Origin of the sequence: Akkermansia sp. GGCC_0220 (assembly GCF_017566105.1) — a bacterium.
Lineage (GTDB): Bacteria > Verrucomicrobiota > Verrucomicrobiia > Verrucomicrobiales > Akkermansiaceae > Akkermansia > Akkermansia massiliensis.
The window spans coordinates 104,791-117,269 of the sequence record NZ_JABFCI010000002.1 but is presented as its reverse complement, the minus strand read 5'-3'; the positions used below and the strand labels follow the sequence as shown (position 1 = coordinate 117,269).

8 protein-coding genes and 1 tRNA gene are annotated in these 12,479 nt (G+C 56.7%); 7 read left to right on the top strand and 2 right to left on the bottom strand.

All coding sequences use genetic code 11. The features are described 5' to 3' along the window. Nucleotides 1-51: 51 nt before the first annotated feature. From HJW02_RS02050 to HJW02_RS02020, 7 genes are all read left to right on the top strand, one after another. Complete coding sequence (locus HJW02_RS02050; RefSeq protein WP_102722287.1) at nt 52-666, top strand: PA14 domain-containing protein; 615 nt, start codon at nt 52-54, stop codon at nt 664-666. 1,555 nt (nt 667-2,221) lie between these two features. Then, nucleotides 2,222-5,983: a methionine synthase gene (metH, locus tag HJW02_RS02045; protein WP_156340785.1), complete on the top strand. Its 3,762-nt coding sequence runs from the start codon at nt 2,222-2,224 to the stop codon at nt 5,981-5,983. Nucleotides 5,984-6,014: 31 nt separating this feature from the next. Beyond that, the gene (locus HJW02_RS02040; protein WP_022398239.1) at nt 6,015-6,791 is read left to right on the top strand and encodes a threonine/serine exporter family protein; all 777 of its coding nucleotides are present in this window, start codon (nt 6,015-6,017) and stop codon (nt 6,789-6,791) included. Further along, nucleotides 6,788-7,291 carry a threonine/serine exporter family protein gene (locus tag HJW02_RS02035; protein ID WP_022398238.1) on the top strand — a complete coding sequence of 168 codons (504 nt, stop codon included), beginning with the start codon at nt 6,788-6,790 and terminating at the stop codon, nt 7,289-7,291. Before HJW02_RS02040 ends, HJW02_RS02035 begins: the two co-directional genes overlap by 4 nt. Nucleotides 7,292-7,385: 94 nt before the next feature. Next, nucleotides 7,386-7,460: transfer RNA gene (locus HJW02_RS02030), tRNA-Gln, on the top strand. 670 nt (nt 7,461-8,130) lie between these two features. Further along, on the top strand, nt 8,131-9,459 hold the full coding sequence (locus tag HJW02_RS02025) for a homoserine dehydrogenase (RefSeq protein ID WP_022398237.1): 1,329 nt from the start codon (nt 8,131-8,133) through the stop codon (nt 9,457-9,459). Nucleotides 9,460-9,480: 21 nt separating this feature from the next. Next, on the top strand, nt 9,481-10,698 hold the full coding sequence (locus tag HJW02_RS02020) for an aspartate kinase (protein ID WP_022398236.1): 1,218 nt from the start codon (nt 9,481-9,483) through the stop codon (nt 10,696-10,698). 203 nt (nt 10,699-10,901) lie between these two features. On the opposite strand, the gene HJW02_RS02015 is transcribed toward HJW02_RS02020, so the two are convergent. After that, entirely contained in the window at nt 10,902-11,501 is a 600-nt protein-coding gene (locus tag HJW02_RS02015) for a hypothetical protein (RefSeq protein ID WP_102722290.1), read from the bottom strand. Nucleotides 11,502-11,592: 91 nt separating this feature from the next. Further along, nucleotides 11,593-12,471: a T6SS effector amidase Tae4 family protein gene (locus HJW02_RS02010; RefSeq protein ID WP_240454317.1), complete on the bottom strand. Its 879-nt coding sequence runs from the start codon at nt 12,469-12,471 to the stop codon at nt 11,593-11,595. Between the last annotated feature and the right edge of the window lie 8 nt (nt 12,472-12,479).

Here is a 12,479-nt window from a genome sequence, read left to right as displayed (position 1 = left end):
TCTATCCTTTCCGTAGTCGTTGCAGGGAATATCCCCCTGCCCCATTCATTCATGAACGTTATTCTACCCATCCTGAGCCTCCTGTGCGGCGCCATGCTGACGGAAGCGGCTTCCGGCGTCTCTGACGCGGGAGATCCTTCCCCCGGCGTGGTGCAGGAGCTATGGTTCGGCATTCCGGGAGCATCGGTGAAGGATTTGACGCACGGGAAGATTTTTGACACTGCGGCATCGGCGGTTCACACGGTCAGCAGTCTGGATGTGGAGAACCTGGGCGACCAGTACGGAGCCCGTTATTCCGCCCTGCTCCGGGTACCCGTCAGCGGCAAGTACCGTCTTTACCTGTCTTCCGACGATTCCGCGGAGCTGTGGCTGGGCAAGGACGCCACCCAGAAGGACATGGCCTGCATTGCCACCGTCAAGGGGTATTCCGATCCCCATAATTGGAGCAACCAGCCCAACCAGGCTTCCGAACCCGTTCAACTGGAAGCGGGCAGATTTTATTTTCTGGTGGTGATTCACAAGGAGGACGGAGGTCCGGACCATATGTCCGTTGCCTGGTCCGGTCCGGACATTCCCTCTCCGGTCATCATTCCGTCCACGGCACTGTTCGTGCCTCCCGGCGTTTTGCCAGAAGACAAGCCCCAGCCTCCGGCAGAGGCTGATTGAGAAGCCTGTCCCTTTCCTCCCCTTCCGGCTCCTCTATATTTTTTCAAGGCACATGACCAATTTATCATTAGGAAAAGGAGTGTTTCCCATGAATTTCCATTGCCGGAAAAGGAAATAACTTCCCCTGGCATGATAAAAAACCGGACCTCCCCACGTCAGGGAAGTCCGGTTTTTCTCGTCGTATATCATGTAGTTAATTGGAGCGGCCTGACACCAAAAATGCCAAAACACCCACTGAAACCAATTTAGCGGATTTCTAATCCGTGGTCACATAAGCCCTGTAAGGTTTTTCGGCAGAGAAGCCTTTCTTCTCCGGGGAGCGCTACCATCCCCCCAGGATATAAAGAAGAGGAAAGTCCTGGGAATAAGGGCCTCCCGGCCCTTGAAAAGTACGTTAACAGAAGGAAAATGTTCCTTTCCCTCTCCCTTGGGATTTTACGTTTCATACGAAACCGGTAGGCTTCCGTTCCCAGATGGATGTCTTTGAACCATCGGGAATTTTTTCTCAAATCCTTTCCCTTCAAGGTAGGAACTTGACCACGGATTAGAAATCCGTCTTCATTCCGGTTACTTAAACGCCTGCTTGCCGTGCGGCAATTTCTTGTGCTGCTCAATAAGATATGTAACGAAAAGGAATAATGGGGCCTTAGTGCTCGGCACGGGTAATTTCTCCGGCATTGAACCGGAAACGGCACCAGGCTTTTCTGCAAGCCTGGTCAAGATTTATCCAATTCATTTATTTTATGATTATTCCATAACTTTTTTACAGATATTCCATTTCATTTATACACCTGTTATTCACATTCTATTTACATTTCTTTTTTTTCTTTTGTCCAGAACTTGAACTTCTTTTCCACGGCGGCAAATCGTGAAATACGGAAAGGCTATCCGGGAAAGGAACAGCAGATTCTCACTCAAGACCCTCCCTCAACAACAGAATGAGAAAGGCAGGAAAACTGTTTTCCATCATCCCTCATTTCCTCTCATGGCCTAAGAAGGGAGAAATGCCGGGAAGCGTTTGTTTCCGGCGCCAATTCCTCCACTCCTGCCGCCACAGGCTAAAATTACGGAGTAAGCTTCCGGTCAGCAATCCACCATTCAATCGGTTTCCCTTTTCATTCCTTGTAGCCTTTTCCGCAGTGATTTTTCATCTCTCTCCCTACTCCAAAAAAACCGTTTTCTAAAGCATTGCCGGTGCCAGCTACGACCACATGCCCGCCCAAAAGGATATACCGTAACTGCCCCATTATTTACGGGAAGCCAGGAAAAAAATCTTTTCCGGGCACCGGATATATGGAATTTCCCGTCACCTCCTCTTTAGCGGAAGAAGGAAGCCAGCTACTCCCTGCAGCGTTTGTTTATTTACCACAGGCATGTCATCGGCCATCAGCTTCCTGTTCCCTTGAATACGGTTTTCCATTCATTTCCACGGCACAGAATGAGGGCCAATAAGGGGGATTTTAAATGTACATTCCAGGGAAGGCTTCTTCAGAGGATGTGTGACGCCAATTGTCCTTGTTCCAAACACGGACGAACGTTAGATTTTCCGCGCCGTATGACCAGAGCATCCAGAATAGAACGCCTTGATTATCTGAAAGACCAGTTGCGCAACAGGGTCGTCATCCTGGATGGCGCCATGGGCACCAATATCCAGAAGTTCAGGCTGGAGGAGGAGGATTACCGTGGAGAACGTTTTGCGGATGCGGCCCGCTACCCCAACGACCTGAAGAATAATAACGATCTGCTGGTGCTGACCAGGCCGGAAATCATTCTGGATATTCACCGCCGCTTTCTGGATACGGGTCGCGCGGATATTCTGGAAACCTGCACTTTCGGCGCTACCAGCATCGGCCAGCATGATTACTTCTGGCACCGTCCGGAAGAAGGGCGCCGCAAGGACCAGGAGTATTTCCAGGAGGTGGTGGATTCCCCTGAATTGAAGGCCCTGGTCCGGGATTTGAACATGGCAGCTTCCGCACTGGCCCGCCAGGCATGTGACGAAGCGGAAGCGTCAGACGGCAGGCCGCGCTTTGTGGCCGGCTCCATCGGTCCCATGCCCGTTACCTGCTCCCTGTCCCCGGACGTGAACGATCCCGGCTTCCGGGCCGTGAATTTCCGCCAGCTGAGGCAAGCCTACCGCGACCAGGTTCTGGCCCTGCTGGAAGGAGGAGTGGACATGCTGCTGGTGGAGACGATTTTCGACACGCTGAACGCCAAGGCGGCCCTGTTCGCCATTGAAGAGATTTTTGAGGAACAGCCGGAGGCCGCCGTTCCGGTCATGGTGTCCGTAACGCTGACGGACAAGGCCGGACGCACGCTGTCCGGCCAGACGATTGAAGCGTTCTGGAATTCCATTCGTCACGTCCGCCCTTTTTCCGTGGGCATCAATTGCGCCCTGGGGCCGGACCTGATGCGCTCCTTTGCGGAGGAGCTTTCCGGCCTGGCGGATTGCTACGTGTCCATTTACGCGAATGCCGGGCTTCCCAATCCTCTCAGCCCCACCGGCTACGACCTTCTTCCGGAGGACATGGCCCGGTTCATGAAGGAGTATGCCTCCCTGGGCCTGCTGAATATCGTAGGCGGCTGCTGCGGGACCACTCCGGAGCATATCGGCGCCATTGCTGCAGCCATGGAAGGGGAGCCTCCGCGCATTCCGGCTTCCCAGGAGCCCGCGCTGCGCCTGTCCGGATATGAAGCGTACAATCATACGCGGGAGAAGAATACCCTTTTTGTGGGGGAACGCTGCAATGTGGCGGGTTCCCCCAAATTTGCGCGCCTGATTCGTGAAGGGAATTATGAGGAAGCAGTATCCATTGCCCGCCAGCAGGTGGAGAATGGAGCCGTGGTGCTGGATTTCTGTTTTGACGACGGCCTGATCGACGGCCCCGAGGCCATGGTCCGCTTTCTTAATCTCGTTTCCGCGGAGCCGGATATTGCCCGTGTTCCCTTCATGGTGGATTCCTCCAAATGGGAAGTATTGGAGGCCGGCCTGCAATGCATGCAGGGCAAGGGAATCGTGAATTCCATTTCACTGAAGGAGGGGGAAGAGGAGTTCCTGAAGAAAGCGGCTCTGATTAAAAAGTACGGCGCTGCTGCCGTGGTGATGGCTTTTGACGAACAGGGGCAGGCTTCCAATTACGACGACCGCGTCCGCATCGCCAAACGTGCCTATGACCTGCTGGTGGAGCGGGTGCAGTTCCCGCCGGAGGATATCATTTTTGACCCGAACGTGCTGACCGTCGGCACCGGCATTGCGGAACACGCCAATTACGCGCTGGATTTCTTCAAGGCAGCAGGCTGGATTTCCCGGAACCTTCCCCACACCCACATTTCCGGCGGCATTTCCAATGTCTCCTTTGCCTTCCGCGGCAATAATCCGGTGCGGGAGGCCATGCATTCCGCCTTCCTGTACCACGCCACGCGGCAGGGGCTGGACATGTGCATCGTGAATGCCGGGATGCTGGAGGTGTACGATAATATTCCCAAGGACAGGCTGGAGCTGATTGAAGACGTTCTGCTGAACCGGAATCCGGACGCTACGGAACGCCTGACGGATTACGCTGAAAAACTGGCCGCGGAGAAGACGGAAGACGGAAAGGAAAAGAAGCCCGTGCTGGCCTGGCGGGAGCAGGACGTCGCCAAACGCCTGGAGTATTCCCTCATCAAGGGCATTACCGAGTTCGTGGATGCGGATACGGCGGAGGCGTTCCGGGAGCTGGGCTCTCCGCTGAACGTGATCGAAGGCCCGTTGATGGACGGCATGAAAGTCGTCGGGCAATTGTTCGGGGACGGCAAGATGTTCCTGCCCCAGGTGGTGAAGAGCGCCCGCGTGATGAAGCAGGCCGTGGCATGGCTCACCCCGTACATTGAAGCGGACAGCAAGGGTTCCTCCAAGACGGGAAAAGCCGTGATCGCCACCGTGAAGGGGGACGTGCATGACATCGGCAAGAATATCGTGGGCGTGGTGCTGGGCTGCAACGGCTTTGAGATGATTGACCTGGGCGTGATGGTTCATTGCGATACCATTCTGGACCGGGCGGAAGCGGAACAGGCGGACCTGGTGATGCTTTCCGGCCTGATTACCCCTTCCCTGGAGGAGATGTCCCACGTGGCCGCGGAGATGGAGCGCCGGGGGATGACCATTCCCCTGATGGTGGGGGGAGCCACCACGTCCGCCCTGCACACGGCCCTGAAAATCGCCCCCCATTACAAGGGCGTCGTGGTTCATACGGTGGACGCCTCACAGGTGGTGCCCGCTGCCGCCTCCCTGGTGAGCGAGAAGAAAGATTCCTACATTGCCGCCGTGAAGGCACGGCAGGAGGAGTTGCGCAACAGGCATGAAAACAAGCCCGTCCGCGACCTCCTACCCCTGAAGGAAGCCAGGGAATTGCGCTGGAAGGGAGCGGAGGGCGGTTATCTTCCCCCCGTGCCCGCACGCCTGGGACCGGTTTCCATCGGCAGCCTGCACAGCTCCGTCAGCTGCGGCTGCTGCAGTGACGACCCGCGCTATTACGTGACCGTTCAGGAGCTGATTGAGCATATTGACTGGACGCCCTTTTTCCACGCCTGGGAATTGCACGGTTCCTGGAACCGCGCCAGCCAGGAGTTCCGGACGAAGGACCCTTCCAAGGCGGAGGCGGCCGCGGCCCTGTACCAGGACGCACGCGACCTGCTGGACCAGGCCGTGAAGGAGAACCGCTACCAGGCCCGCGGCGTCATCGGCATTTTCCCGGCCAATTCCACGGCCAGCCATGACGACATCACCGTCTGGACGGATGAGTCCAGAAACGTTCCGCAGGCCATCCTGCTGACCCAGCGCCAGCAGTTGAACAAGCAGGGAAAGACCCGGCTGGCGCTGGCGGATTTCATCGCTCCCGAGGGGGTGAAGGATTATGTGGGGGCCATGGCCGTCAGCATCCACGGGTCCAGGCGCTGGGCGAAGGAATGGGAAGCCAGGAATGATTCCTACCGCGCCCTGCTGGTCAGCTCCCTGGCGGACCGCCTGGTGGAGGCTTTCGCTTCCATCGCCCATGGCAAGCTGCGCCTTTTGTGGAATATTCCGGAAGAGTCAGGGGTGCGCCCCGCCTGCGGCTACCCCAGCCAGCCGGACCACCAGGAGAAGGAAACCGTGTTCGGCCTGCTCCATGCCCGGGAGGAAGCGGGCATGAACCTGACGGAGACCTGGATGATGCAGCCCGTTTCCTCCGTCTGCGCCCTCGTGTTCTCCCACCCGGAAAGCACCTATTTTTCCGTGGGCGTCACCGGGGAGGACCAGCAGAAGGATTACGCCGCCAGAAGACAGGCCGCCCATTCCTGACTTTCCCGTTTTTATTCCGCCTTTCCCCTTTATGCAGCATACCGACCAAATACAGGCCCTTTCAGAGTTCCTGCTGGAGTACGCCACCACGCTTATGGGCGCAGGGGTGCACACCAACCGCGCCGTGCGCAATATTTCCCGCATTGCCGCCGCGTACGGGTATAGCGCGGATATGACCATTTTCCAGCGCAATATCACCATGAGCCTGATCTGCAAGGATGACGAGACGCTGCGCCGCACCTCCGTCCGGAAGCTGAAGCCCCTGGCGTTCAACTTGAACCTGATCCAGCAACTCAGCGAATTGAGCTGGCTCCCGGTGGACAACAACGTCAGCATTGCGGAGATGGAGCAGGCGTTCCGCTCCATCGTGCGCACCAAGAGGTTTTCCCGCTGGACGGACCTGCTTCTGGTCAGCGTGGGCAACGCCGCCTTCTGCCGCCTGTTCAACGGGGACCTGTGGGCCATGCTGACCGTGTTCGCCGCCACCCTGCTGGGCTTCCTGGTAAAACAGCAGCTTTCCCGGTTGAAGTACAATCCGCTGGGCGTCATTATCCTTTCCGCCTTCGCCGCTTCCATGGCGGCCGCGTGCGCCGTCATCTTCCAGCTCGGCTCCACGCCTCAGATCGCCCTGGCCACCAGCGTCCTGTTCCTGGTTCCCGGCGTTCAGATGATCAATTCCATCATGGACCTGATGCACGGCCACATCCTGATGGGCATCTCACGCGGCGTCCATTCCATCATGATGATTTCCTGCATCACCATCGGCCTTTCCGCAACCATGCTCATCGTGGGGGTAAACAGCTTATGAGTCCGGATTTTCTTTCCTCCATCCTCCTGGACGGCCTGATGGCCGCCATCGCCGCCACGGGGTTTGCCGTCATCTCCAATCCACCCAAGCGCGCCATTGCCGTTTCCGCCCTGCTGGCGGCCATCGGCCACGCCTTCCGGTTTTACATGCTGCATTCCTGGTCCATTGACATTTCCAGCGCTACCTTTATCGCCGCCTTCACCATAGGCATGCTGGGCGTCATGACGGCCAAGCTGGTGAAGTGCCCGGCGGAGATTTTCGCCTTCCCCTCCCTGCTGCCGATGATTCCGGGCGTGTACGCCTACAAGACCATCCTGGCCCTGATGCAGTTCATGCAGGAGAACCAGGACACGGCCACCATGAACCGGCTGATTGTAGAGATTTGCAAGAACGGCATCACGGCGTTCTTCATCATCTTCTCCCTAGTGATCGGAGTAGCCATTCCCATGCTGATGTTCAAACGGTTGAGCTATACCCGCATCATCAAGCCGGAACATTGACCGCCAAACGCCGAACCGGGGCATTTTTCTCTTGCCAGACTACGCCCCGTATGGTTTACTACGCCCCGCAACGGCAGGAATGCCAGTGCAAGACAGCCCCATAGTGTAATTGGTAACACACCTGATTTTGGTTCAGTATTTCTAGGTTCGAGTCCTGGTGGGGCTGCCAATCCAACCCTCTCTTCAAGGAGGGTTTTTTGCTGCCTTTTTCCGGCGCCGTTTCCCTGCCCGATTTCGCCAGCAGTGAGATTTCCCCCGGCCCCAGTGAATTGCCGGCCTGCGGCACGGCGGTTGTCCTGGCGGAACCTTCGTGAACCTGCAGCGCACCAGGGATGCCACCGCAGGCGTAAGGAAGCCGTCCTTCCCGCATGTTCATTCACGGCCGTGCGCCGGGAATAAGGGTTCCGGCCCCTTTAGACTCCGGACGGCACAAAGAAAGAGAGAAATTCCCCGCCGCTGTACTGCGGAAAATGTTTTAAATACGCTAGCCAGGAAACCAGACAAGCCTGGCGGACAGAAAGGATAGCTTGAAGCGCTCAGGAGGAATTAATCAAGCTTCCATTCCCAGGCAACGGCAGAATGAACATGGCGGGATATGATATTCCCCCCACTCCGTTTATTTCTGCAGAATACAGAAGGATTTCCCCCTTACAAAATTTGGAACAGAAAACGGAACGGGCACTTCCGGAGATTATCCGGAGGAGCCAGGGGAACGGAGTAACGGCCACCCTTTCCACTTTCCCCCGTTTCCACGCCTTCCGGACGAGGGCCACGTGGCATTTCCAGACGGTAAAAGCTCTTGCGTTACAGGGATTTTTTTGCATAATCCCCCGGCAGGAATGACGGAAAAACCTATACAACTTGGGCTTGCCGGGCTGGGAACGGTTGGTTCCGGCGTTTATGAAACGCTGTGCCGCAACCACTCCCTTCTGGAAGCCCGGAGCAAGATTCCTTTCAGAATCAAGCGCATCGCCGTGCGCAATCTGGAAAAACCCAGGGAAACCGCCGTTCCCCAGGAGTTGCTGACGGACGACTGGCAGGACTTGGTGAATGACCCGGAAATAGACATCGTCATCGAACTGATCGGCGGCACGCGCCAGGCTTACGAGCTGGTGACGCTGGCCCTCCGCGCCGGGAAACCCGTCGTCACGGGAAACAAGGCTCTTCTGGCGGAGTACGGCGCGGAGATTTTCAAGCTTTCCGCGGAAATGGGCACGCCCATTTATTTTGAAGCTTCCGCCGGAGGCGGCATCCCCATCATCCAGAGCCTGCAGAATTCCCTGATCTGCAACCATATCAATTCCATTGTCGGCATCATCAACGGAACGTCCAATTACATCCTCTCCGCCATGGGAGAACACGGGGCCGATTACGCGGACGCCCTGGTCCAGGCCCAGAAGCTGGGCTTTGCGGAAGAAGATCCCTCCCTGGACGTCAACGGCTGGGACGCCGCCCACAAGGCCCTCATCCTGGCGATGCTGGCGTACGGAACCACTATTTCCCCTGACAAGATTTACGTCAGCGGCATTGAGAACATCACCAGCCGGGATTTCGAGTTCGCCAGGAAGCTGGGGTATACCATCAAGCTCCTCGTCGTCATCCGCTACCATGAAGGGCAGGAAGACGCCCTGGAACTGCGCGTCCAGCCCTGCTTTGTCCATGACTGGCATATCCTGGCCTCCGTGAACGGCGTATTCAACGCCATTTCCGTCAACGGAGACATTGTAGGGGAAACGCTGTTTTACGGCCGCGGAGCGGGCAAAAATCCCACAGCCTCCGCCGTCATCAGCGACGTGATCACCGCCATGCGTGAAAGCCGCTATCCTGAATACCATACGGGGTTCAATCCGTATGCCAAGTCCTGCGGAATCATGCACATCAATGATACGGTCACCCCGTATTACGTCCGCTTCCAGGTGGCGGACCAGCCCGGCGTCATTGCGGAGATAGCCCGCATTCTGGCCACCTTCGGCATCGGCATATCCGCCACCTCCTCCGCTCCCAGCCATATCGCTGAAGACGGAGCCCAGTGGAACGACCTCGTTTTCATCCTCCATTCCTGCCCGTGGGGCCAGCTTCAGAAGGCCCTGGAGGAAATTGCCCGCATTTCCTGCGTGGCGGCGGAACCCCGCGTACTCCGCATCGAACACCTTCTTCCTCAATCCTAACCTACATCATCATCCTGTTACATGGCTCTTATCGTTCAAAAATTCGGGGGCAGCTCCGTCGGCACCATTGACCGCATCCGCAATGTGGCGCGCCGCATCCATGACACCGCCAAAGACGGCAACCAGGTGGTCGCCGTCGTTTCCGCCATGAGCGGGGTGACGGACAAGCTGATCGGCCTGGCCAAAGAGTTGTCCGAATCCCCTTGCGAACGCGAACTTGACGTGCTGATGGCCACCGGAGAGCAGCAGTCCATCGCCCTGCTCTGCATGGCCCTGCACGAGCTGGGGGAAAAAGCCATGTCCTTCACGGGAGCGCAGGCGGGCATCACGACCTTCGGCAGCCATACGCGTGGCCGCATCCACAGCATCAACCCCACGCTGATGAACAAGTACCTGCTGGAAGGCAACATCCTCATCTGCGCCGGCTTCCAGGGAGCCACGGAAGAAGGAATGGTCCAGACGCTGGGCCGCGGGGGGTCCGACCTTTCCGCCATCGCCATCGCGGCCGCGCTGAAAGCGGACGTGTGCCAGATTTTTACAGATGTGGACGGCGTGTACACCTGTGATCCCCGCGTGGTGAAAGACGCCAAGAAGATACAAACCCTTTCATATGACGAGATGCTGGAGATGGCCTCCAACGGTTCCAAGGTGATGCAGTCGCGCTCCGTGGAATTCGCCAAAAAATTCGGCGTCGTCTTTGAAGTTCGCAACTCCATGAACACCAACCCCGGTACAATCGTGCAAGAAGAAACTCCCTCCATGGAAGCCGTCGTCATCCGCGGCATTTCCATTGACCGCAACCAGGCCCGCGTTACCATTACCGGCATTCCGGACCAGATTGGCTACACGGCCCAGATACTGGGCGCCCTGGCAGAAGCGGAAATTAACCTGGACATGATTCTGGCCAATACCGCTCATGACGGCTACGTCCGCCAGTCTTTCACCATGCCCTCCAACGAACTGGGCCGCGCCCAGGCTGCCCTCAAGCCGGTCATGGCCGCCCTGGGTTCCACCGTGAAGGTGGAAACGGAAGCGGGTCTTGCCAAGCTTTCCCTGGTAGGCATCGGCATGCGCTCCCACTCCGGCGTGGGAGCTACCGCGTTCAAGGCCCTGGCGGACGCCAACATCAAGACCGGCATGATTTCCACCTCGGAGATCAAGATTGCCGTGATGGTGGACGAGTCAGACATTGAGGAAGCGGCCCGGGTGGTGCACAGGGCGTTCAACCTGGGCGTCTAACACTTCCCCCTTTTTTCAGGCCCGGTTCACGGAAACGTGAACCGGTTTTTTCATGTATTTCCCCCCCTGTCCGGGACAGGGAGGGGAATGCTGAAATACAAAAAAAGGCCTGCTTCCTGAAAGGAACCGGACGGGGAGATGAAACATGCCCGGGCAACAAGGAAGGGCCTGCCGGAAAGAGGGAAAGAAAAAAGAGTAAGGCGTTACTTGCCGGAAGAGGGCCGGAAGCGGGCGGCCTCCGATTCTGCAGTGATCCTGGCGGGTTCGATATGAAGGAGTTTCCTTATAGCTTGGCCCCGATCGCTCTCCGTCATCGGGAAGTAAATGACGTCGTCTCCCAGATCATAGGAATCCAGGCCCGGGATACTGTCCGCCGGAGCAAAAGATTCCGGCGTGTCCGGCAGTTTTTTTACCTCCTTGGAGGAGGCAAGGGTATAATACATATAATTACCGGAATACAGTTCCGTTTTAGGGGAGCTGCCCGGTTCCGGTTTGGAGAAGCTGACCGCAGAGTGTTTATGGGCAGCCCAGCTCCACTGGATCAAAGCCTCCACAGGAATGTCCCCCCGGAGGGATTGGACGACGCGGGCGTAGTACGTTATCTCCTGGTCCGTTTCTACCGTCTTATAAATAATAACCGCCAGGAGAATGTCGCTTCTCCGCAGGTACATGGCCGGGCTGTAAAGAGAAGCATCCGCGGCCACTTCAGCCTGCGTGGGAAAGGGGGGGGGAGATGGCGCCGCGCTGGCCGATACGGGTATCAGTCCGGAAAACAAACAACAAAAGAGTGGTGTTTTATCCATAGAAATGGGTAGATTACTTTCTTTTCCATTATGTTCAAAAACGGAGCGAATGCTTTTAAAGCATTCGCTCCGTAAAAAAGAAGTTGATGAATTATTCAGCGTCTTTCAATGTCGCCCGGTTGATTAACCAAATGGGGCCAGTCAGGAAACTGCCAATGGAGATGTTGTCTCCCGGACACATTCCTGCGTGACCCTTTCCGGCAAACACAATAATGTCGCCTGGCTGCGGGCTGCAATAGCCTGTATCCTGGCCGTCGGCATAGTCCGGGTCGCCCAGGAGCTTTTGCACATAAGCGGCCATGTCCCTTGCACGGATGATCACGTGGGTTTTACCTCCCAGCGCATCGGCGTTCGCCTCGGCTCCGATGGGCATAGCCCCGGCTTCGTTCTTCAAGTCCTTTCCGAAGGAACTCAGCGCGATACTCATGCGCAGGGCGCAGCTGTTATAATAGCTGCGCAATTGCTCAGGTACATTATCCTCAATTTCCTTCAGGTGAGCCTGATAGAGCCACCCCCCGATGTAGGACCAAACCTGTCCGGGATTGGGCATGGTGACATAATCCACCACATTGTAGCATTTCAGCAGTTTTTGGGCATCCTCCGTCTTCCAAAGATTGACGGGGGCATCAATTTCCCAAAGTTCCAGGTCAGCCCCATCCATTTGAGGAACGAATTCTTCCGCATTGGGATAGGGGGCAATGGCATCCGGAACCTTCAGGTTCTCATGATGGAGCTTGACGTAATGGTAACCTTGCTTGAGTTCCTTCTTGCCCTCTGCCTTCTTGGATGAGTTGCCGTCCTTGAGTTCCACCACTTTCTGGTTGTCTATTTCCAGGTAGCCGTTGTCGTCCATCTGAATGGTAAAGGCATATTCCTTGTCAAAGGGGATACGGATGTATCCTTCCCAGTCATGGACGCCGATTTCTTCCGTCTTGTGCCAGACGATTTTGGGAGCGTCTTTTTTCTTCACCTTGTAAC

Bases quoted from the DNA above. Each gene is read 5' to 3' on its own strand.
- HJW02_RS02050 (WP_102722287.1), top strand. From the start codon at position 52: ATGAACGTTATTCTACCCATCCTGAGCCTCCTGTGCGGCGCCATGCTG.
- metH (WP_156340785.1), top strand. From the start codon at position 2,222: ATGACCAGAGCATCCAGAATAGAACGCCTTGATTATCTGAAAGACCAG.
- HJW02_RS02040 (WP_022398239.1), top strand. From the start codon at position 6,015: ATGCAGCATACCGACCAAATACAGGCCCTTTCAGAGTTCCTGCTGGAG.
- HJW02_RS02035 (WP_022398238.1), top strand. From the start codon at position 6,788: ATGAGTCCGGATTTTCTTTCCTCCATCCTCCTGGACGGCCTGATGGCC.
- HJW02_RS02025 (WP_022398237.1), top strand. From the start codon at position 8,131: ATGACGGAAAAACCTATACAACTTGGGCTTGCCGGGCTGGGAACGGTT.
- HJW02_RS02020 (WP_022398236.1), top strand. From the start codon at position 9,481: ATGGCTCTTATCGTTCAAAAATTCGGGGGCAGCTCCGTCGGCACCATT.
- HJW02_RS02015 (WP_102722290.1), bottom strand. From the start codon at position 11,501: ATGGATAAAACACCACTCTTTTGTTGTTTGTTTTCCGGACTGATACCC.